This is a genomic window from Phaeobacter sp. S60 (assembly GCF_000826845.1).
Classification (GTDB): domain Bacteria; phylum Pseudomonadota; class Alphaproteobacteria; order Rhodobacterales; family Rhodobacteraceae; genus Phaeobacter; species Phaeobacter piscinae.
On record NZ_JSWJ01000003.1, the window covers coordinates 85,975 to 107,384 of the forward strand.

23 protein-coding genes are annotated in these 21,410 nt (G+C 59.9%); 11 read left to right on the forward strand and 12 right to left on the reverse strand.

Annotated elements, in window-relative coordinates:
* Positions 1-7 precede the first annotated feature (7 nt).
* A complete protein-coding gene (locus OO25_RS01955; protein ID WP_040173189.1) occupies positions 8-1,015 on the reverse strand; it encodes a GlxA family transcriptional regulator in 1,008 nt (335 codons plus the stop codon).
* Positions 1,016-1,290: 275 nt separating this feature from the next.
* Here OO25_RS01955 and OO25_RS01960 point away from each other — a divergent pair, with 275 nt between their 5' ends.
* From OO25_RS01960 to OO25_RS01970, 3 genes are all read left to right on the forward strand, one after another.
* Positions 1,291-1,923 (forward strand): ATP-dependent Clp protease proteolytic subunit, encoded by a 633-nt coding sequence (locus OO25_RS01960; protein ID WP_040178225.1) that lies wholly within the window; start codon positions 1,291-1,293, stop codon positions 1,921-1,923.
* 140 nt (positions 1,924-2,063) lie between these two features.
* Positions 2,064-3,332, forward strand: coding sequence for an ATP-dependent Clp protease ATP-binding subunit ClpX (gene clpX, locus OO25_RS01965; RefSeq protein WP_040173193.1), 1,269 nt, complete (start codon positions 2,064-2,066; stop codon positions 3,330-3,332).
* Positions 3,333-3,424: 92 nt separating this feature from the next.
* Positions 3,425-3,784 carry a RidA family protein gene (locus OO25_RS01970; RefSeq protein WP_040178226.1) on the forward strand — a complete coding sequence of 120 codons (360 nt, stop codon included), beginning with the start codon at positions 3,425-3,427 and terminating at the stop codon, positions 3,782-3,784.
* Between the two features lie 25 nt (positions 3,785-3,809).
* Here the strand turns inward: OO25_RS01970 and OO25_RS01975 are convergent, their stop codons facing one another.
* Positions 3,810-4,097 carry a hypothetical protein gene (locus OO25_RS01975; RefSeq protein ID WP_040178227.1) on the reverse strand — a complete coding sequence of 96 codons (288 nt, stop codon included), beginning with the start codon at positions 4,095-4,097 and terminating at the stop codon, positions 3,810-3,812.
* 172 nt (positions 4,098-4,269) lie between these two features.
* On the opposite strand from OO25_RS01975, the gene OO25_RS01980 reads away from it, so the two are divergent.
* From OO25_RS01980 to OO25_RS01990, 3 genes are all read left to right on the forward strand, one after another.
* A complete protein-coding gene (locus OO25_RS01980; RefSeq protein WP_040178228.1) occupies positions 4,270-4,656 on the forward strand; it encodes an NADH:ubiquinone oxidoreductase subunit NDUFA12 in 387 nt (128 codons plus the stop codon).
* Positions 4,657-4,750: 94 nt separating this feature from the next.
* Positions 4,751-5,203 carry an outer membrane lipid asymmetry maintenance protein MlaD gene (mlaD, locus tag OO25_RS01985; protein WP_040173201.1) on the forward strand — a complete coding sequence of 151 codons (453 nt, stop codon included), beginning with the start codon at positions 4,751-4,753 and terminating at the stop codon, positions 5,201-5,203.
* Positions 5,203-5,565: a DUF2155 domain-containing protein gene (locus OO25_RS01990; RefSeq protein WP_040173204.1), complete on the forward strand. Its 363-nt coding sequence runs from the start codon at positions 5,203-5,205 to the stop codon at positions 5,563-5,565. Before mlaD ends, OO25_RS01990 begins: the two co-directional genes overlap by 1 nt.
* On the opposite strand, the gene aat is transcribed toward OO25_RS01990, so the two are convergent.
* From aat to OO25_RS02035, 9 genes are all read right to left on the reverse strand, one after another.
* Positions 5,529-6,161, reverse strand: a complete 633-nt coding sequence (gene aat, locus OO25_RS01995) for a leucyl/phenylalanyl-tRNA--protein transferase (RefSeq protein WP_040178229.1) — start codon at positions 6,159-6,161, stop codon at positions 5,529-5,531. The genes OO25_RS01990 and aat overlap by 37 nt on opposite strands.
* Before the next feature lie 119 nt (positions 6,162-6,280).
* Positions 6,281-7,633 (reverse strand): acetyl-CoA carboxylase biotin carboxylase subunit, encoded by a 1,353-nt coding sequence (gene accC, locus OO25_RS02000; protein ID WP_040178231.1) that lies wholly within the window; start codon positions 7,631-7,633, stop codon positions 6,281-6,283.
* Positions 7,634-7,642: 9 nt separating this feature from the next.
* On the reverse strand, positions 7,643-8,146 hold the full coding sequence (gene accB / locus OO25_RS02005; protein WP_040173212.1) for an acetyl-CoA carboxylase biotin carboxyl carrier protein: 504 nt from the start codon (positions 8,144-8,146) through the stop codon (positions 7,643-7,645).
* 159 nt (positions 8,147-8,305) lie between these two features.
* Positions 8,306-8,842 (reverse strand): LuxR C-terminal-related transcriptional regulator, encoded by a 537-nt coding sequence (locus tag OO25_RS02010; protein ID WP_040178232.1) that lies wholly within the window; start codon positions 8,840-8,842, stop codon positions 8,306-8,308.
* A 199-nt stretch (positions 8,843-9,041) separates the two neighbouring features.
* On the reverse strand, positions 9,042-9,797 hold the full coding sequence (locus OO25_RS02015; RefSeq protein ID WP_040178235.1) for an ABC transporter ATP-binding protein: 756 nt from the start codon (positions 9,795-9,797) through the stop codon (positions 9,042-9,044).
* A gap of 11 nt (positions 9,798-9,808) precedes the next feature.
* Positions 9,809-10,564, reverse strand: coding sequence for an ABC transporter ATP-binding protein (locus OO25_RS02020; protein WP_040173217.1), 756 nt, complete (start codon positions 10,562-10,564; stop codon positions 9,809-9,811).
* A gap of 12 nt (positions 10,565-10,576) precedes the next feature.
* Positions 10,577-11,779: a branched-chain amino acid ABC transporter permease gene (locus tag OO25_RS02025; RefSeq protein WP_040178236.1), complete on the reverse strand. Its 1,203-nt coding sequence runs from the start codon at positions 11,777-11,779 to the stop codon at positions 10,577-10,579.
* Positions 11,780-11,783: 4 nt separating this feature from the next.
* On the reverse strand, positions 11,784-12,806 hold the full coding sequence (locus OO25_RS02030; protein WP_040173220.1) for a branched-chain amino acid ABC transporter permease: 1,023 nt from the start codon (positions 12,804-12,806) through the stop codon (positions 11,784-11,786).
* A 152-nt stretch (positions 12,807-12,958) separates the two neighbouring features.
* Positions 12,959-14,305, reverse strand: coding sequence for a substrate-binding protein (locus OO25_RS02035; RefSeq protein ID WP_014874393.1), 1,347 nt, complete (start codon positions 14,303-14,305; stop codon positions 12,959-12,961).
* A 232-nt stretch (positions 14,306-14,537) separates the two neighbouring features.
* Between OO25_RS02035 and OO25_RS02040 the strand changes: the two genes are divergently transcribed.
* From OO25_RS02040 to OO25_RS02060, 5 genes are all read left to right on the forward strand, one after another.
* Positions 14,538-15,851 (forward strand): XRE family transcriptional regulator, encoded by a 1,314-nt coding sequence (locus tag OO25_RS02040; protein WP_040178712.1) that lies wholly within the window; start codon positions 14,538-14,540, stop codon positions 15,849-15,851.
* Positions 15,852-15,950: 99 nt separating this feature from the next.
* Positions 15,951-16,394, forward strand: a complete 444-nt coding sequence (locus OO25_RS02045; RefSeq protein WP_040173222.1) for a response regulator transcription factor — start codon at positions 15,951-15,953, stop codon at positions 16,392-16,394.
* Entirely contained in the window at positions 16,391-16,726 is a 336-nt protein-coding gene (locus OO25_RS02050) for a hypothetical protein (RefSeq protein ID WP_040178237.1), read from the forward strand. The genes OO25_RS02045 and OO25_RS02050 overlap by 4 nt, the downstream gene beginning before the upstream one ends.
* Positions 16,726-19,404 (forward strand): ATP-binding protein, encoded by a 2,679-nt coding sequence (locus tag OO25_RS02055; RefSeq protein ID WP_040178238.1) that lies wholly within the window; start codon positions 16,726-16,728, stop codon positions 19,402-19,404. Before OO25_RS02050 ends, OO25_RS02055 begins: the two co-directional genes overlap by 1 nt.
* Before the next feature lie 81 nt (positions 19,405-19,485).
* Positions 19,486-20,835 carry a FliM/FliN family flagellar motor C-terminal domain-containing protein gene (locus OO25_RS02060; RefSeq protein ID WP_040178239.1) on the forward strand — a complete coding sequence of 450 codons (1,350 nt, stop codon included), beginning with the start codon at positions 19,486-19,488 and terminating at the stop codon, positions 20,833-20,835.
* Between the two features lie 116 nt (positions 20,836-20,951).
* Here the strand turns inward: OO25_RS02060 and OO25_RS02065 are convergent, their stop codons facing one another.
* Positions 20,952-21,410: a TIGR01244 family sulfur transferase gene (locus OO25_RS02065; protein WP_040178240.1), complete on the reverse strand. Its 459-nt coding sequence runs from the start codon at positions 21,408-21,410 to the stop codon at positions 20,952-20,954.

The following is a 21,410-nucleotide window of genomic DNA, read 5'->3' on the forward strand; positions in this document are numbered from 1 at the left end:
GGGCTGTTTAATTCCAGCCTTTGCGGAAAAAATGCGGGCTGGCGCCGAATTTGCGTTTGAACTGGCGCGAGAAATGCGTGGCACTGTTGAACCCGGACGCCAGCGCGATCTCTGTGACAGACATTGACGTTTCATTCATCAGCGCAAACGCATGGCTGAGGCGCATGTCGAAATAGACATGCATAGGGCTCTGGTCGAGATAGCGGGCAAACAGCCGCTCCAGCTGGCGGCGCGAAATGTCCAGCCGATCACACAGCTCCCCAATGGACAGCGGTTCTTCAATCGATTCCTGCATCAGTTGCAGCGCATTCAACAGGCGCTGATTGCGGCTGCCAATGGCAACAGCATAGTTGGATTTCTGCGGCGTGCTCTGACCGCCGGTGCGCACATGCAGGCACATATCCGCGACGATGATCGCCAGCTGTTTGCCGTGGCGGTCTTCGATCAGGTTCAGCATCATATCCGTGGCTGCATTGCCGCCGCCACAGGTCATCAGCGTATCGCTGATCTCAAAGATCCGGGGGGAGGGCAGCAGATCCGGGTAGCGTTCGACAAACCCGGGCTGGTTTTCCCAATGGAGGGTGAAGCGATGATCGCCCAGCAACCCGGCCTGCGCCAGAGCAAAGGCGCCGGTGCAGATCCCGCCGATGGAACGGCCAAACCGGCGTTCGCGTCTGAGCCAGTTCAGCACCGCGTCACTGGCGGCATTCTGCGGCTCTACACCGGAACAGACAAAGGCCAAGGCGTCCCCCGGAAGCGGTCCCATCGGCAGATCGGGGGTGATGGTCATCCCATTGGAGCATTGGATCGGCGCGCCGTCGGGCGTCATCACATACCAGCGATAGAGCTGCGTGTTGGTCACCTGATTGGCAATGCGCAGTGGTTCCACAGCGGCCGCAATCGGCAGCATCGTCGCCTTTGGCAACAACAGGAAATAGAAATCCTGAGGCTCCCCGTCAAAAGGGATGGTCAGATTGGCCGAAGCCCCTTTTTGCACAAAATAGTCGTCGATCATATTGGGGAACCTGTAACACGCCGGTTTCGGTTGGGTCTGTGATCTATGCTAGTTAACCCCGATCTGCGGCTTGCATCCAACGTTTTGCGACGGCGGGACTGCGGTTTTCGACGCCGACCGGACTGTTTGCGCCATCGCGGCCGCCGGTTCGGGGCTGGCCACAACGGAAGGCAAAAACAATCACCGCCCCTTGCAGCCCAAATGTGCCGGCACTAAGACTCAGGTAATACTCAGTCGGCTATGATGCCGACACAATCCAAAGCAGGCAGGTCAATATGGTCGATCCAAGAGAAACATACATGAACACGCTGGTGCCGATGGTGGTTGAGCAGACCAGCCGCGGTGAACGCGCCTATGATATCTTTTCCCGCCTGCTGAAGGAGCGGATCATTTTTCTGAATGGTCCGGTTCACGACGGGATGAGCTCGCTCATCGTGGCGCAGTTGCTGCATCTTGAGGCAGAAAACCCCTCGAAAGAGATTTCGATGTACATCAACAGCCCCGGCGGCGTTGTGACCTCCGGCCTGTCGATCTACGACACCATGCAGTACATCAAACCGAAGGTTTCGACGCTGGTGATTGGTCAGGCGGCCTCCATGGGCTCGCTCCTTCTGACCGCTGGTGAGGCCGGCATGCGCTTCTCGCTGCCCAACAGCCGCGTGATGGTGCACCAGCCCTCAGGTGGTTTTCAGGGTCAGGCAACGGATATCATGATCCACGCCGAGGAAACGCTGAAGCTGAAGAAGCGTCTGAATGAGATCTACGTCAAGCACACCGGTCAGGAATATGACAAGATCGTGGACGCGCTGGAGCGCGACAACTTCATGTCGCCTGAGGATGCAAAAGACTTCGGTCTGATCGACGAAATCGTCGAAAACCGCAGCAAGCTGGACCCAGAGGACAGCTGATCAGCGGTGTGAGCTGACAAGTGTGCCCCGTCGTCATCGGGGCACACTTTGCGATTGTGGCGGCTGTGCCGGTGGCATAAGCTGCCAATATTACGGGTGGCGCAGGAGGCGCATGCACGCCCCGGACGGAAAGGTAGACCATGGCAACGAACTCAAGCGGCGACAGCAAGAACACGCTTTATTGCAGCTTCTGCGGCAAGAGCCAGCATGAGGTGCGCAAGCTAATTGCGGGCCCAACCGTGTTCATCTGCGACGAATGCGTCGAATTGTGCATGGACATCATCCGCGAAGAGACCAAGGCCTCTGGCCTGAAATCCACCGACGGTGTGCCCACACCGAAGGACATCTGCGAAGTTCTGGACGACTATGTGATTGGTCAGGCCATGGCAAAGCGGGTGCTGTCGGTTGCGGTGCACAATCACTACAAGCGCCTGAACCACGCCCAGAAGGCCGGTTCGGACATTGAATTGTCGAAATCCAATATCCTGCTGATCGGCCCCACCGGCTGCGGCAAGACGCTGCTGGCGCAGACGCTGGCGCGGATTCTGGATGTGCCCTTCACCATGGCCGATGCCACCACCCTCACCGAGGCGGGTTATGTCGGTGAAGATGTTGAAAACATTATTCTGAAGCTGCTGCAGGCGTCGGAGTACAATGTCGAACGCGCTCAGCGCGGCATTGTCTATATCGACGAGGTCGACAAAATTACCCGCAAGTCGGAAAACCCGTCGATCACCCGCGATGTGTCGGGCGAGGGGGTGCAGCAGGCCCTGCTGAAACTGATGGAAGGCACCGTAGCCTCGGTTCCGCCGCAGGGCGGGCGCAAGCATCCGCAGCAGGAATTCCTGCAGGTTGACACCACCAATATCCTGTTCATCTGCGGTGGCGCTTTTGCTGGTCTGGACAAGATCATCAAGCAGCGCGGCAAGGGCTCTGCCATGGGCTTTGGCGCGGATGTGCGTGATGACAGTGATGCGGGTGTGGGCGAAACCTTCAAGGATCTGGAGCCGGAAGATCTGCTGAAATTCGGTCTGATCCCGGAATTCGTCGGCCGCCTGCCGGTTCTGGCGACGCTGGAAGATCTGGACGAAGATGCGCTGATCACCATCCTGACCAAGCCGAAGAACGCTCTGGTCAAACAGTATCAGCGTCTCTTTGAACTGGAAGACACCGAACTGGACTTCACCGACGAGGCGCTGAGCTCCATCGCGAAGAAAGCGATCGAACGCAAAACCGGCGCCCGCGGTCTGCGCTCCATTCTGGAGGACATCCTGCTCAACACCATGTTTGAGTTGCCGGGCATGGACAGCGTCGAAAAAGTGGTCGTCAACGAAGAGGCCGTGACCTCTGACGCACAGCCCCTGATGATCCACGCTGACGCCGAAAAAGAGCCGGCCACAGCGGGCTGAACCTAAGCGACACGTGTACAACGCGTGACGATTGATTTCAGGCGGCGCAGGGGGAACCCTGCGCCGTTTTTCTATGACGAAGGACAGTTGTGATGATCAAACGTATTTCCTCAGGTGGTGAATTTGAGGCCAAGATAGGATATTGCCGCGCTGTGGTTGCAGGCGGGTTTGTGCATGTCGCGGGGACCGTGGGGCAGGGCGATGATGTGGTGGCGCAGTGCCAATCGGCGCTCGACACCATTGGTGCAGCATTGGCTGAGGCGGGCGCGAGTTTTGCCGATGTGGTGCGGGTGAATTACTACTTGCCGGATCGGGCAGACTTCGAACCCTGCTGGCCGTTGTTGGCGCAGACATTCGGCGACGCTCCGCCGGCTGCCACGATGATTGAATGCGGGTTGATCGACGCCAAGTTTCGGATCGAGATTGAGGTCACGGCTCTGGCGCCGGGCTAATGCGGCGTCGACAGAACAGGGACTTCTAGAATTCGAGGGCACGCATCGGTGCCGTTTCTTTGCGCCGTCGGTCCATCAGCTGTTGCAGCTCGCTTTTCTCCGGTTCCGGCTCAAGGCCCAGCATGGTTTTTCCGGCGGTCACTGTCTTCTCTGTCATCTTTTGCCAGTCTCCGGTCTCTGGTTCAGTCAGGCGGATTGTCTTTGCCCCCTGATGGGCACGGTTACCGTGGATCATCAGGCTGGTAACCTGCATCAGATCCAGAACGGCAACGGTGACAATAAGGGTCGCAACCAGAGAAAGGGTGAAGCGCACGCGCGGCCTCGCTATCGGATGTTAAGATTTCGAGATCAACATGGGCCGCAATTGTGGCCTGTTTGTGTACTTGTCCAAGAAGTTTTGCGACAATCCCCACGGGCGGGTGCGGCGCGTCTGGACCTTGGCGGCAAATTGCGCCATATCAGAAGCGAAATTTTCGGAGGAACCGATGGGAATCCTGAACTCTCTCTTGCGGGCTGTAACCTGGTGGAACGGCTCGACCTTGAATACACGTATTTTCACCGCCCGTAAGGGGCTCAAGGTGGGCGAAGACGATCAGGGCAACGTATTTTACCGCAATGCCGACGACAGCAAGCGCTGGGTGATGTTCAACGGCGAGGTTGAGGCCTCCCGCATTGGCGCGGATTGGCATGGCTGGCTGCACCGCACCTTTGACGAAATCCCGTCGGAAAAGCCGTTTGCGCATAAATCCTGGGAAAAGCCGCATCAGGAAAACCTGACCGGCACCATGCTGGCCTATGCGCCGGCCGGGTCGATCCGGGCCGCAGGCGCCCCGAAGGAACGCAGCGACTATGAGGCGTGGTCGCCGGAGTAAGTCCGGCCTATCCATGTGAGACAGCAGCGCTGGGAGATGGTGCTGATCGGTTGGCAGGAACGCCGACCCATCCAAGGGCAGGGGCTGAAACAGCATGTCGCATAACACTACTGAGGTTCTGGCAGGTGGGCTGGTTCTGGCCGCTGCAATCGGATTTGCCGTATATGCGGGGCAGGCCGCGGGTCTGTCTCGGGCCGGATCAAGCTATGAACTCAATGCCTCCTTCCGTTCTCTGGAGGGGGTCAGCGTGGGCACCGATGTGCGCCTTGCCGGTGTCAAGATTGGCACCGTGACCGGGGTTGATCTGAACCCACAAACTTTCCGCGCGGACACCCGGTTTTCGGTGAAAGATGGGATTGAGATCCCGGATGACAGCGCGGTGGTTATTTCCTCCGAAGGTCTGTTGGGCGGCAATTTTGTCGAGGTAATGCCGGGCGGATCGCCCTTTGCCTTTGAAGCAGGTGATGCGGTGGAAGATACCCAAGGCGCGGTCAGTCTGATTTCGCTTCTGGTAAAATTTGTTGCAGGTAGCGGAGACGAAAGCTGATGCGTCTGCTGGCGGCAGTCTTGGCATGTGGATTGAGCATTGGCACCGCCTTTGCGCAGGGCGCTGCAGAGAATGGCAATTCGGCTGTTCTGCGTGGTCTCGACAAGGTGAATGGTCAGACACAGGATCTAGAAATTCCCGTCGGCGGCAGCGCGGAAATTTTTGGCGTGATCGTCAGTCTGCGGGAATGTCGCTATCCGGCGGACAACCCGACGGGTGATGCCTATGCCTATCTGACGGTGCGCAATCCCAATGATGCCACAGTGTATTTCGATGGCTGGATGATCGCCTCAAGCCCGGCGCTGAATGCGCTGGATCACAGCCGTTACGACGTTTGGGTCATGCGCTGCACCAGCACCTGAGGATCGGGCAGCTCAACAGCAGTGAAGTCTGCGGCGATATCCAGCGCGTCGCGCAATTGGCGCCGATAGCTGGCACGGGTGATTTCGATCGCCCCGAGCGAGGCCAGATGCGGCGTCAGAAACTGCGTGTCGCAGAGCGTGAAGCCTGATTGCTGTAAGCGGTCCATGAGATAGGCCAGTGCAATCTTGGACGCGTCACGCCGCCGTGAGAACATGCTCTCACCAAAAAACGCCCCCCCCAGCGCGACGCCGTAGACACCGCCCGTCAGCGCGCCAGCATGGTAGACCTCAAGCGAATGGGCGTTGCCCTGATTGTGAAGGTCAATGTATCTGGCGCGAATTTCCGGGTTGATCCAGGTTTCTTCGCGATCCGCGCAGGCGTCCAGTACAGCTGCAAAATCCCGGTTCACTGCGATCTGATACCCGCCCCGACGCAGGGTTTTGATCAGGGATCGAGACAGGTGAAAGCCGCCAATGGGGAAGACGCCACGCCGCTTGGGATCTACCCAGAACACCTCCGGGTCATCCCGGCTTTCAGCCATGGGAAAGACGCCGACAGAATAGGCGTGCAGCAGCAGGTCTGGTGTGAGGGTCATGGCGTTAGTCTAAAACGGGAGTGGGCAGTCACGGAACCGGAAAAACGTGCCGCGCAAGGCAAAGTTCTGGCCGGTGCAGGAAGGAAGAAAGGGCGGCCCGTTTGGACCGCCCTGATCTCTTAGGCATTGCCGAGGTTGGTTTCCAGCCAATGCTCCAGCCAGTGAATATTATACTCACCGGTGTGGATGTCTTTTTCCTCAAGCAGCGCGTGGAACAGCGGCACGGTGGTGTCGACACCATCCACGATCAGCTCTCCCAAAGCGCGGCTCAGACGGGCCAAGGCCTCAGGCCGGTCGCGACCATGCACGATCAGCTTGCCGATCAGGCTGTCGTAATAGGGCGGGATCGAATAGCCGTCATAAAGCGCCGAATCCATGCGCACGCCCAGACCGCCTGGGGCGTGATACTGGGTGATCTTGCCGGGGCAGGGTGCGAAGTTCGGCAGCTTTTCTGCGTTGATCCGCACTTCGATGGAGTGACCGTTGATCTCCAGATCGTCCTGGCTGAAGGACATCGGCAGCCCCTCGGCCACGCGGATCTGCTCGCGCACCAGATCGACACCGAAGATGCCCTCGGTCACCGGATGTTCCACCTGAAGGCGGGTGTTCATCTCGATGAAATAGAACTCGCCATTCTCATAGAGGAATTCGATGGTGCCGGCGCCGATATAGTTGATCTTGGCCACGGCCTCGGCACAGGTCTTGCCGATGCGGGCGCGCTCCTCAGGGGTGATGCAGGGGCCTGGGGCCTCCTCGAACACCTTCTGGTGGCGGCGCTGCAGGGAACAGTCCCGCTCGCCCAGATGCACGGCCTTGCCTTTACCATCGCCGAAGACTTGGATCTCGATGTGGCGCGGCGTGGTCAGGTATTTCTCGATATAGACTTCGTCGTTGCCAAAGGCAGCCTTGCCCTCGGCGCGCGCCGTCATGAAGGCCTGCTCCATGTCGGCAGCGGTCTTGGCCACCTTCATGCCGCGACCACCCCCACCAGCGGTGGCCTTGATGATCACGGGGTAGCCGATGTCTTCGCCGATCTTCTTGGCAGTTTCCAGATCTGGCACACCGCCGTCAGAACCGGGCACACAGGGGACGCCGAGGTCCTTCATCGTGTCCTTGGCAGTGATCTTGTCACCCATGACACGGATGTGTTCGGCGGTCGGCCCGATAAAGGTCAGCCCGTGATCCTCAACGATCTGCACGAAGTTGGCGTTCTCCGACAGGAAACCATAGCCGGGGTGGATCGCCTGCGCGCCGGTGATCTCGCAGGCAGAGATAATGGCGGGGATCGACAGGTAGCTTTGCGTCCCGGAGGGCGGGCCAATACAAACGGATTCGTCGGCCATGCGCACATGCATGGCATCAGCGTCTGCGGTGGAATGTACGGCAACCGACTGGATGCCCATTTCCCGGCAGGCACGGATCACGCGCAGGGCGATCTCACCGCGGTTGGCAATCAGGATCTTGTCAAACATGGTGGACCCTTACTCGATGATGACCAGCGGTGTTCCGAATTCGACCGCTGCGCCGTCTTCGACGAGGATACGCTTGATGGTTCCGGCCTTGGGTGCCGGGATGTGGTTCATGGTCTTCATGGCTTCGACGATCAGCAGCGTATCGCCTTCGGCCACCTGATCACCCACTTTCACGAACGTTGGCGCGCCGGGTTCGGGCTGGGTGTAAACGGTGCCCACCATCGGCGACGGGACAGCGCCCGGATGGCTTGCAGGATCGTCATTGGCGGCGGCAGGTGCTGCGGCGGGAGCAGCCGCGGCCGGGGCTGCGGGAGCAGCGGCAACAGGCGCCGGGGCTGCGTATGCCTGCACCGGGGCAGGTGCGGCGATGGTCTGACGCGACACGCGCACATTCAGGCTGTCGTCTTCGCCGTAGTCGCGCTTCACCTGCAGTTCGGTCAGGTCATTGTCGCGCAGCAGTTCCGCCAGCGCTTTGATGAAGGATACGTCTGCTTCGTGGGTCTTATTTGTCATTTTTGTCCTCAGCCGGTTCCGACAGGCCCGCAGAAGCTGCGGGCATAAGATTTGAAGGCGCTTATAGGGTATGCTTTACCACAAGGAAAGCGCTGACAATATGGACGCTAACATGGGCGCCCTTGAGGTGATTTGCAATCTTGCGGTGCGGATCGCTGTTCAGAGCGGCATTCCGGTTAGTTTCGCCACCAATTCCGGCAGTTTGCGGGCGGAGAACTTGACCAGAAGATGCGCTCGGTGGGTTTCGATTGTGCGATAGGACAGGTTCAGCTCAGCGCCGATTTCTTTGGCTGAAAGTCCGCGACAGGTCAGGATTGCCACATCACGCTCGCGCGGGGTGAGGCTGACCACGGGCCGGTCGTCCGAGATGTCAGCGAAACTCCAGACACCGCTGCGAAAATGGTGCTCCGGCGTCAGGGAGCGCCCGCGCACCCGGCACCAGAACAGATCGCCGGTGCGACGGCGCATGATCCGTTCGTCGTTATACTGCCCCGACTGCGCGTCATGCTGTTGCAGCCGGTCGCCGATGCGCTGGAAGTCTTCTTGGCTGGGGTAAAGCTCAGCGATGGGCAGGCCGACGTAGCTGCCGCTATCCCCCCCAAAGGTTTCGGCAAACTGCTGGTTGCAGCGCTGGATCACCCGTTGATCGAGCAGAGCCAGCCCCACCGGCGCAAATTCAAAGGCAAGATCGGTCATGGGCGCAGATAACCGCTGTTCCGGCGCAAAGCAAAGCGAATTCAGGGCGCAAAATGCGTGGTGGGGTCCTTTGTGGCCACTTGCAAACTGGCATCACGGGTTCCAGAAAACGGGACCAAAAAAAAAGGGCTGATGCCACCGCATCAGCCCCAAGGTGCCAAGGCCGGTACGTGAACCGGCCCGACGGGGAGTGTTGGGGTTAGATGGCTAGGTATTCGGCGCGCAGGTCCTCGTTTTCGAGGACTTCAGCGGCGGCGCCATCGAAGACAATACCGCCTGTGTCAAGGATCACGGCACGGTCGGCCAGCTCCAACGCGCGCACTGCGTTCTGTTCAACGATGACCGTGGTGATGCCCTGTTGTTTGATGTGAATGAGGGTCTTTTCGATCTCATCCACGATAACGGGCGCCAGACCCTCATAGGGTTCATCCAGCAGCAACACCTTGATGTCGCGGGCCAATGCGCGGGCAATCGCCAGCATTTGCTGTTCGCCACCGGAAAGCGTGACACCCTCCTGCTTGCGGCGTTCGCCAAGACGTGGGAACAGCTCATAGAGCCTCTCAAGAGACCAGCCGATGGGCGGGGCAATCTGCGCCAGCTGCAGGTTTTCCTCAACGGTGAGACCGGGAATGATGCGGCGATCTTCGGGGACAAGACCCAGACCCGCGGCGGAGGCCTCATGCGAGGACATCTTGTGCAGGGGCTGATGGTCCAGCCAAATCTCGCCCTTGGTCACCATCGGTGAGCCGGTGCGCGCGATGGAGCGCAGGGTCGAGGTCTTGCCAGCGCCGTTGCGGCCCAACAGGGCGAGGATCTCACCTTCGTGCACATTGAAGGAAATACCCTGCACGATGTAGCTCTCGCCGTAGTAGGCATGCATGTCCCAGACCGACAGAAAGGCTGGTGCCGTGGTGGCGTGGTTGGCGTGTTTGGAAAAGTCGGGTTTGACGTTCATCTGTGATCTCCTTACGCCGACTCGCCGAGGTAGGCTTCGCGCACCTTCGGGTTGCCTTTGATGTTCTGCGGATCGTCCTCTACCAGCGGGGTGCCCTGCGCCAGCACAGTGATCCGATCCGCCAGTGAGAACACGACGTGCATGTCGTGTTCGATGATCGCGATGGTGATGTCGCGCTCGGCTTTGATCTGTTTCAGCAGGTCGATGGTGTTGTTGGTATCGGCCCGCGCCATGCCCGCGGTCGGCTCGTCCAGCAGCAGAAGACGCGGTTCTTGTGACAGACACATGCCAATCTCAAGCCGCCGTTTATCCCCGCGTGACATGGAGGCGGCGTTCATGTGCCGCTTGTCGGCCATGTTCATTTCCTCCAGCATGTGCTCTGCCTTCTCCAGAATGTCGCGCTGGCCAGAGACGGCGCTGATCGCATTCATTTCAAAAGCGCCATCGCGTTTGGCGAAACAGGGGATCATCATGTTTTCCAGCACCGACAGATCGCCAAAGATCTCAGGCGTCTGGAACACACGGGAGATGCCCATCTGGTTGATTTCGTAAGGCGCGCGGCCCAGGACGGATTTACCATCGAACATCACCGATCCGGTGTCCGGGATCAGCTTACCCACCAGACAATTCAGCAGCGTGGACTTGCCCGCCCCATTGGGGCCGATGATGGCGTGGACAGTGTTTTCGCGCACGCTGAGGTTCACCTCGGACAGTGCCTGAAGGCCACCGAACCGCTTGCCCACGTTTTTGACTTCAAGGATACCCATTGGTCTTGCTCCTTATTCCGCAGGTTCAGTTTTGCCCGAGGGGCCATCTTTTTTGGCTTTGCGCCCTTGGATCCAGCTGCGCAGCTTCTGTCCGCCTTCGACCAAGCCACCGGGCAGGAAGATCACCACCAGCATGAATAGAATGCCCAAGGTCAGATGCCAGCCTTTGCCGATGAAGGGGTGCACGATAAAGACCATCGCGTCTTCGATCCCGTCGGGCATGAAGCTGAACCAGCTGTGCAGCACATTGTCGTTGATCTTGGAGAAGATGTTCTCAAAGTATTTGATGAAACCTGCGCCCAGCACCGGGCCGATCAAGGTGCCGGCACCACCGAGGATGGTCATCAGTACCACTTCGCCGGAGGCTGTCCACTGCATCCGCTCAGCGCCTGCCAGCGGGTCCATTGAGGCCATCAGACCGCCAGCTAGACCGGCATACATGCCCGAGATCACAAAGGCAGCCAGCGTGTAGGGCCGGGTATTCAGGCCGGTGTAGTTCATCCGCTGCTGGTTCGACTTCACGGCCTTCAGCATCAGGCCAAAGGGCGAGCGGAAGATGCGGATCGACAGGTAAAAGGCGGCCAGCAGGATCAGCGCGCAAAGATAGTAGCCCGCATTGAACTGGAACGCCCAGGGGCCCACGGCCATCTCGAAGGTGGAGCGCATCTCCAGGCCAAAGAGGCTGGTCACGGGGATGGAGCCATCGGCGGTCGCCGACACGCCCAGAACACGGGGGTCATCCAGCGTCAGCTGCAGGCCGGTTTCACCATTGGTGATCGGGGTCAGCACAGAATAGGCCAGGTTGAAGGACATCTGTGCGAAGGCCAGCGTCAGGATCGAGAAGTAGATGCCGGAGCGACGCAGGCTGACATAGCCGATCACCAGTGCAAACAGACCCGCGACGATCACTGACAGTATAATGGCGGGCACCACGTTCATGCTCAGCAGTTTGAACATCCAGACGGCTGAATAGGACCCGACACCGAGGAAGGCGGCATGGCCAAAAGAGAGGTAACCCGTAAGGCCAAACAGGATGTTGAAGCCAATCGCGAAGATGCCGAAGATCACAAATCGCTGCATCAGGTCTGGATAGCCCGCATTGAACTGCGCCAGCGCGCTGCCCGTCGGGAAAGGGTTCAGGATGAACGGTGCAAACAGGGTCAGGATGGCAACGACCAGCAGCAGCGCCTTATCTTTTTTGTTGAGTGCGAACATGTGCTTAGTCCTCCATCACACCTTTGCGGCCCATCAGGCCCCGCGGGCGGGTGAGCAGAATGATGATTGCGACCACATAGATGATGATCTGGTCGATGCCGGGGATCAGGGATTTGATTTCATTCATCGAGGCAAAGCTTTCGAGCACGCCGAGAAGAAACCCCGCCAGTACGGCGCCGGGGAGGGATCCCATGCCGCCGACAACCACCACGACGAAGCTCAGCACCAGAAAATCCATGCCCATGTGATAGTTGGGGGAGTTGATCGGGGTGTACATCACGCCAGCCAGACCGGCGACGGCGGCGGCGATACCAAACATGATGGTGAAGCGGCGGTCGATATTGATGCCCAGAAGGCCCACGGTCTCCCGGTCTGCCATGCCTGCGCGCACCACCATGCCGAATGTGGTGAACTGCAGGAAGGAGAAGATGCCGCCGATGATGACCACAGCGAAGAAGAAATAGACCACGCGCCAAACCGGGTAGACGATGTCCATCCCAATGATCGACCCCAGATTGACAACGCCATTCAGGGCGTCCGGGGCAGGGGTCTGGATCGGATTTGCGCCGTAGAAGTATTTCACCACCTCCTGCAGAACGATGGCGAGGCCGAAGGTCACCAGGATCTGGTCTGCATGAGGGCGCTTGTAGAAATGCTTGATCAGCCCGCGTTCCATCACATAGCCGACGCCGATCATGATCGGAATGGCAAAGAGGATCGCAAGCGGCACCGCCCAGTCAATGATGGTGCCGCCCACCTCGGGGCCGAACCAATTTTCGACATAGGGGGTTTTCACCTTGAGCGGATTGCCCAGAAAATCCTTCTGGGTCTCATCCACGGTTTCAAAGCTGAGGCTCAGGACCCGTTGCACGGTGACCGCACAGAAGGCGCCGATCATGAACAGCGCCCCATGGGCAAAGTTCACCACGCCCAGCGTGCCAAAGATGAGTGTCAGACCCAGCGCGATCAGCGCATAGGCCGAGCCCTTGTCGAGCCCGTTTAAGATTTGCAATAGGATTGCGTCCATTGTCCCCACCTTCGGTTGGTCCGTCTGGAATTGGCATAAGTCGGCTGTTCAGCGCCGCTGGCGCTGGTCCTGTCGTCGTGAATTGTCAGGCAGGTTGACGCCGGGAGAGTGGCAGGGCGGGCACATGATCTGCGCCCGCCCCAAGTCTGTGATCAGGCGCCGCTGTTGCAGGTGCCCAGGGCACCGCCTGCGAACATTGGATGATCCGGCGCGTAGGTCACCTGTTCGGCCGGGGTCACTTCGACAACTTCAAGCAGGTCGAACTCCGAGGTCGGGTTTTCCTTACCGCGCACAACCAGAACGTCTTTGAAGCACTGGTGGTCTTCGGCACGGTACAGCGTCTTGCCGTTGCCCAATCCGTCGAATTCAAACCCTTCGAGGGCCTCAACAACGGCGCAGGGGTTGAAGGAGCCCGCGCGTTCGACTGCATCTGCATAAAGCAGGGTCTGGCAGTAAACGGTGTGTGCCGCCTGGCTCGGCGGGAAGCCATATTTGGAGCCGAAGGAGCGCACAAAGGCTTGCGAGCCTTCGTCCTGCAGCGACCAATGCCAGTTGGTGGAGCCGTGGATGCCCTTCACGTTGGCACCGGCACCTTTGGCCATCAGGCGGGAGTACAGCGGAACAACGATCTCGAAGTTCTTGCCGTTTACGACCTTCTCACGCAGACCAAACTGAACCGCGTTGGTCAGCGAGTTCACCATGTTGCCGCCATAGTGGTTCAGCACCAGCACATCGGCACCGGAGTTCAGAACCGGCGCGATATAGGACGAGAAGTCGGTGGCAGCCAGCGGCGTGCGGACCTTGTTCACGGTGTTCCAGCCCAGCGCCTCAGTGGCGGCGGCGATGGATTCTTCCTGGGTCCAGCCCCAGGTGTAATCCGCGGTCAGGTGATAGGCGTTCCGGTCCGTGCCATAGAGGTTCTTCAGCACCGGTGCCAGCGCCGCGCCGGACATGTAGCCGTTGAAGAAATGGCGGAAGCCATTGGCCTTCTTGTCTTTGCCGGTGGTGTCGTTGGAGTGGGTGAGACCCGCCATGAAGATGACGCCAGCCTCTTGGCAGAGGCCTTGTACAGCAATCGCCACACCTGAGGACGACCCGCCGGTGATCATCACGGCGCCGTCTTTTTCGATCATCGACTTGGCCGAGGCACGGGCCGCGTCGGATTTGGTCTGGGTGTCGCCGGTGACGAATTTGACTTCCTTGCCCATGATCCCGTTGCCCTGCAGGGCCTTGGACGAGAAGGTGTTCATCATGCCGCCGTCGCCGCCGCCATTCAGATGTTCAACGGCCAGCTGATAAGCGCGCAGCTCATCCGCGCCCTCATCTGCGTAGGGGCCGGTCTGGGGTACGTTGAAGCCCAGCGTCACAGTGCTGCCGGTCGGTTCATTTGTAAACGCGGCTGCAGACGATGCGGTAAAGATCGTCGGAAGCGCCACACCGGCGCCCGCGATGGCACCGGTCTTCAGAACTCCGCGACGCGATACGTCAGTCTTGGACATGTAATCCTCCCTTATGTGTAACGACGGCAACAGCTCCTCACTTCCGCTGACGTCCGCACGTTTTCGTGCAAAACCAGTATGGGCGCGGCTTGTAAAATCACGCAATAAAACCCTTGAAATGCTGATTTATTCTGTAAACAAATGAACAGGTGTTAAGGGTTTTCTGTAAAGAAAGTTATGTTGCAGCGCAGAAAGCCCTTGATCCGCCATGCTTTTGGAAGGGAGTGCCGCCATGGGGCGTGACACGCTGACAGGGAGCCGCATCCGCGAGCGGCGGTTGATGCTGGGGCTGCGCCAGGCCGAACTGGCGCGGCAGGTCGACATCTCTGCCTCCTATCTGAACCTGATTGAACACAACCGGCGCAGAATCGGCGGCAAGCTGTTGGTTGATCTGGCACGTGTGCTGGCGGTTGAACCGTCGATGCTGACCGAAGGGGCGGAGGTGGCGCTGCTGTCGACCCTGCGTGAGGCTGCTGCGGATTTGCCCAGGCCGGTGGCAGAGCTGGACCGGGTGGATGAATTCGCGGGCCGGTTTCCGGGCTGGGCCGAGGTGCTGGCGCAAAGCCAGCAGCGTATCGCCAGCCTGGAGCGCACGGTGCAAACCCTGTCGGATCGTCTCACCCATGATCCGCAGCTGGCGGCCTCGCTTCATGAGGTGCTGTCCACTGCTGCGGCGATCCGCTCAACCGCGTCGATTCTGGCGGAGACCGGAGAGCTGGAGGTCGAATGGCGTGACCGCTTTCACAACAACCTGAATGAGGATTCGCTGCGCCTTGCAGAGAGTAGCCGCGCTTTGGTGAACTTCCTTGATGAGAGCAATACCTCCGCAGAGCGCCGTGGTGTCCCTCAGGAGGAGGTTGAGCAGTTCTTTGCCAGCCACGGTCATCACTTCCCGGAGCTGGAAGCGGCAGGGCCTGAGGCGCGCGGGGATTTGATTGAGGTGCTGATTGCGCAGGGGGGCGATCTGGTGAGTGAGGCAGGCCGTACCATCGCCCGCGCGGCCCTGCTGCAATATTGTGCCGACGCCGCGGTGCTGCCGTTGATGCCGCTGACTGAACGTCTCGCCAGTGGCGGGATTGCCCCGGTCAGCTTGGCGCGTGCCTTTGACTGTGATCTGCCGACCGTGCTGCGCCGACTTGGAGCGTTGCCGCCTGCGGTGCTGGGCCAGGAGGCGGGGCTGGTGGTCTGCGATGCCTCTGGCTCCATCCTGTTTCGCAAGCCGGTCACGGGGTTTGCATTACCAAGGTTCGGCGCCTCCTGTCCGTTGTGGCCACTGTATACCGCGCTTTCGCGCCCGCAGGTGCCCGTGCGCCGGGATGTGGTGCAGCAGGGGCGCAGTGCCGTTGGTTTCGATTGTCTGGCGGTCTCCTGGCCTCATCAGCGGCCAGATTTTGACAGTGACCCGCTGTATCACGCGGTGATGCTGATCCTGCCCAAGGGCGAGGTGGCGGAGACAGCCCAGCCAGTGGGCGCGAGCTGCCGGATCTGTTCGCGCCGCGACTGTGTGGCACGGCGCGAACCGTCGATCCTGAAGGAAGAGTTTTGACAGCAGCGCAACCGCAACGCTACTGTTGCGCCAGGGACGGAGACGCCTTGAGGCAAAAACCTCGCGAAGGATCGGGCGTAGGGGAGGAATATCCACACAATGGGCAGGCATGTTGTTCTGGTCGAAGATGAGCCGAATATCACCGAGGCGATCCGATTTCTGCTGACCCGCGATGGCTGGCGGGTCGACAGCCACGCCGATGGCAGTGATGCCGTCGAGGCGATCTGCGCGGCCGAGCCGGATCTGGTGATCCTGGATCTAATGTTGCCGGGCAAGAGCGGGCTTGAGATCATTCGCGAACTGCGCGACAGCGGGCAGCTGCCGGGTTTGCCGGTTCTGATGCTGACCGCACGAGGGCAGCTGCGCGACCGGGAGATGGCAGAGCAGGCCGGGGTCACCCGGTTCATGACAAAGCCGTTTTCCAACAGCGAGGTTCTAACCGCAGTCCGCGACCTTCATGCGCAGGCGGCGCAGAACCGCGCGGGTGTGTCTGAGGCAGGCGCTGCGGCTGCTGATCTGGCTGAACAGGCCCGCCAGGGATGATCCGTGGCGACGGCGCTGAGAGCGAGGGCGAAACCGGAGCGCCGTTTGTTGAACGCCGGACCTATCGCCGCCGCCGTCTGATGGATGTTGCTCGCCTGTTGCCTGTCTTGGGCGCGCTGTTGCTGCTGGTGCCACTGATGTGGCCCGACCCAGACCCCTATCCTGCACCGGACAGTATGTCAGGCATGCCGCTGTCACGGGCGATGATCTATATCCTTGTGGTCTGGGCGGGGCTGATACTGGCGGGCTTTGGCTTTGCGCTGGCAGTGCGGCGCTGGGCGGAGCACTGGACCGAAGGTGGCGAACCGCGCCGGGGCGGGGACGCGGACTGATGGCGTCGCTCAATGTGTTGGCGCTGGTCTGTCTGAGCTATGTTGCGCTGCTGTTTATCGTGGCTTTCGCCGCGGATCGTCATGCCAGTCATGGACGCGCTGCCCGCTGGATGCGGTCACCGCTGATCTACACCCTGTCGCTGTCGATCTATTGCACCGCTTGGACCTTCTACGGGGCGGTGGGCTACGCGGCGCGCTCGGGGTTGGAATATATCACCATCTATCTTGGCCCGACGCTGGTCATGGTCGGCTGGTGGTGGGGGCTGCGCAAGCTGGTCCGTATCGGGCGCAGCCAGCGGATCACCTCCATCGCGGATCTTTTGTCGGCGCGATATGGCAAGTCAAACCTCTTGGCGATTGGCGTCACGATCCTCGCGGTGATCGGCACAACACCCTATATCTCACTGCAATTACAATCTATTACGCTGTCGTTTGCAATTTTCGCGGAAGCTGACCCGCTGCGCAGTGTCAATGAAACGCAGACGGTATTCTGGGTGGCGACCGGGCTTGCGGCCTTTGCCATTCTGTTTGGCACACGCAATCTCAACGCCAATGAGCGCCACCACGGCGTTGTGACCGCCGTGGCACTTGAGGCGGTGGTGAAGCTGGTCTCACTGCTGGCGGTCGGCATTTTCGTGGTCTGGGGGATTGCAGGCGGAGTGGGCGAAACCATGGCGCGGATCGACGCCTCCGCGATTGGTCAATGGCAGGTTGATGGCGGGCGCTGGGCGACGATCACTTTCCTGTCGGCAGCAGCCTTCGTCTGCCTGCCGCGTATGTTTCAGGTCATGGTGGTCGAGAATGAGGATGAACGGCATCTGCGCGTCGCGGCTTGGGCGTTTCCGCTCTATCTCCTGCTGATCTCGATCTTTGTGGTGCCAATTGCCGCCATCGGGTTGGAGCTGCTGCCGGTGGGGTCGAACCCGGATCTGTTTGTCCTGACCTTGCCTCTGGCCGAGGGCCAGCAGGGGCTAGCGATGCTATCCTTTCTGGGGGGGTTCTCCTCTGCAACATCCATGGCGATTGTCGCGGCGATGGCGCTGTCGACCATGGTGTCGAACCATATCGTCATGCCGATCTGGCTGCGCTGGCAGGAGGTGGGCGCCTCCGTCTCCGGCGATGTGCGCCATGTCGTGCTGCTGTCGCGGCGGCTGTCGATCGCGGGCATCATGGCGCTGGGCTATTTCTATTATACGCTATCGGGCGGCGGTGCGGCGCTGGCGGCTATCGGTCTGATTTCGTTCACCGGCATTGCGCAGATGCTGCCGAGTCTCGTAGGCGGGCTGTTCTGGCGTGGCGCGACTCGCAGCGGAGCGCTTGCAGGCTTGTCCGTTGGGTTTGCAATCTGGCTTTACACGATGCTTTTGCCAGAACTGGGTGGTGGGCTGCTGCCTGCACGTGTCCTGGCGGATGGGCTGATGGGATTGTCGTGGCTGCGCCCTCATGCGCTTTTTGGGATTGAGGGGCTGGACCCTACGGTCCATGCGGTTCTGTGGTCGATGGCATTAAACACGGCGGCGTTCCTGATTGGATCTCTGGCGTCCTTTCCCAGTCCGATGGAGCGCCTGCAGGGCGCGCAATTTGTGCATGTATTTGACCATTCTTCGGGGCCGCGTGGCTGGACCGGATCGGTGGCGCAGAGTGAGGATCTGATGGTCATGTCCCAGCGTATTCTGGGGGCGGGTGAGGCGCAGACGTTCTTTCAGAGCGAGTTGGCGCGCCAGGGCGGGCGGGGCCCGCTGCCCGAGCCGACCCCAGCGTTTCTGGAGCGGCTGGAACGCGAGCTTAGCGCCTCTATCGGGGCAGCGGCGGCCCATGCGATGGTCGGACAGATCGTCGGCGGGTCTTCAGTCTCCGTTCAGGATCTATTGGCGGTGGCGGATGAGACCGCGCAGATCCTTGAGTATTCCAATCGGCTTGAAACACAGTCCGAAGAACTGTCTAGAACGGCGCGCAAGCTTCAGGAAACAAATGAAAAACTGACACAATTATCGCAACAGAAGGATGCGTTCCTCAGCCAAGTGAGCCATGAATTGCGCACGCCGATGACCTCCATCCGGGCGTTTTCCGAAATCCTGCGAGATACCGAAAATCTCGCGTCACAGGATCACAATCGCTATGCCGGCATTATCCATGATGAGGCGCAGAGGCTAACCCGTCTGCTCAACGATCTTCTGGACCTCAGCGTACTGGAAAATGGGCAGGTAAGCCTTAACATCAGTGCAGGGCGGTTAGGGGACGTGCTGGATCATGCGGTGGCGACCGCGCTGGCGGATGGATCGGTGCGGCTGCGAGTGACGCGTAACCAGGCGACCGACGATATGCGGCTCTCCTCTGATCTGGATCGGTTGGCGCAGGTGTTCATCAACCTGATCGCCAACGCCGACAAATATTGTACCGCAGCGGACCCGGAACTGCGGATCACTGCCCGGCAAAGTGGTCATTGGTTGTTCATTGATTTCATCGACAATGGTGAGGGGATCCCGCCAGAGTTTCGCACCACTATTTTTGAGAAGTTTTCAAGGGTTAGCCCGGAACGGGCAGGCGGCGCGGGGCTCGGATTGGCGATTTGCCGGGAAATCATGCAACGCCTTGGCGGCGATGTGACCTATCTCGCCGGGGAGGTTGGCGGCGCCTTTCAGGTTTCCTTACCTCTTCGTCAGGAAAACCGGGTTTAACTGTTTAGCGTAAAGTTATTGGTAACCACTCTCGGGGTAAACCTAGGGCAAAGCGGTGCGAGAGGGGCAGGTCTAAAGCCTATGTCTGAAACGAAATCGGAATCGGCAGCGATTGGTGGCGAAGGGGTCTTGGCCCGCAAGCTGGCGGCCACCAAAGAGGGCAAGGGCGGGCTCACCAGTTCGTTGATCCTTAAGGCTTTGCGCCGTTCGATCGCGCGGGCGGCGGCGGATCTCTGTGATCTTCCCGTGGCTGTGCTGGCTGCGCGTCAGGCCAACCGCATTCCCGAGGATTTGCCGCCACATTTGTCGGACAAACACCTGCTGGTCGTTCTGGATGGACCGCACGGGAGAATAGGGGCGGCGACGCTGGACGCGGCGACCGTGACCGCGCTTATTCAACAGCAGACCATGGGTCAGGTTCTTGGAAAGGCGCCGAGCGAGCGGAACTATACCCCGACCGACGCCGCCATGGTTGCCGACTTTCTTGAGCGCACCTTTGCGAAGGTGGTCTCCATGCTCGCCCAGCAGAAGGATGAGGCCATCTTCTCCGGTTACCGGTTCGGTGCCCAGATTGAGGATGTGCGCAGCCTTGTTCTCGGGCTTGAGGCCGAAGATTACCGGGTGATTGAGCTGACTTTGGATCTAGCCTGCGGAGCGATGCAGGGCGGGCTCACCCTGATCCTGCCGGAGCCAACACCTGAGGATTTGGGGCAGGCGGGAGAGGTTGCCCATCAGGCAGGTCCATCTCTTGGCAGCAATATGGGATCCATGCGGGCCGAGCTGCGCGCTGTGTTGTGCAAGATGAAGGTTCCTGCGAATGAATTTTCTGTACTTGCGGAAGGGGACCTCCTGCCACTGGATCAGGCTTTCCTATACGAGACGGAGATGATTTCTATCAGTGGCCAATCAATTGCCCAGGGTCGTCTAGGCCAGATGAACGGCGCACGCGCTGTCCGGCTGACCGATCCGCGCACCAAACTGGTGAGTGACAATGCAGCCGATGAGAGCGCGTTCTCGTCGCATATGGGCGGCGGTGTCGGGTCTTTGGAGCATGAACCGCCAACCTTGGATCTCTCCGTTGCGGCTGACGGGTTGCAGGATCCCATGGGTGGCATGGGCGGTCTCGGCGATGGGCTCGGTGATCTCGGGGGTGACCTCGGAGGGGATTTAGGCGGCGACCTTGGCGGTGATCTGGCGGGTATGCCGATGGCGGGCGATCTTCCTGATGGCCTGAATGACGGTCTGGGTGACGCCATGTCCGGTGATCTGCCAGATCTTGGAGATCTACCAGACCTCGGTGCGATGCCGATGGGCGACGGTCTCGGGGATGGCTTAGGTGACGGCTTGGGTGACGGGCTGGGCGATTTCAGCGCGGATGCGGCTGCGACGGAAATCTCCGATCTTGCCGGGCTGAACAGCGGCACCGGGTGACCCTGTCAAACCGGGCAGTCGAAATGGAAAACGGCAGCGCATGATCTGCACTGCCGTTGAATTTCAGTACCTTACACGGTGAAGCTTACCTGAAGTCAGGGCTCTAGCTGACCATGTCAGCTTTCGTTTGCTGTCGGGGCTATCTGCGCTGCCTGAGTGGCCACGGCCATCAACGTCGGGCGCAGCCCATCAAGCTGATATCCGGCCTCTGCAGTGGTGGCGAGGATCTCATCCACCGGCATAAGCGGCGCTTGGCCCAATGCCCAAACAACCGAGCAGCGGGTGCCGGATGCGCAATAGGCCAGTACCGGGCCATCCGAAGCCTCAACAAACGCTTGCTGCTTGGCGACATTCTCTGGCGTCATGGTCTGGTGGGTCAGCGGCAGCACTTCGAACCGCAACCCCTGCGCCTCGGCAGCGGTGCGGATGGCATCGGCCTGATGGCTGGGCGGAACCTCAGCATCAGGGCGGTTGCAGATCACCGTGGTAAAACCGGCGGCGGCCAGCTGCGGCAGGTCCTCAACCGAAATCTGCGGCGAAACGGAATAGCGGGGGGTCAATGTGCGTGCGTCCAT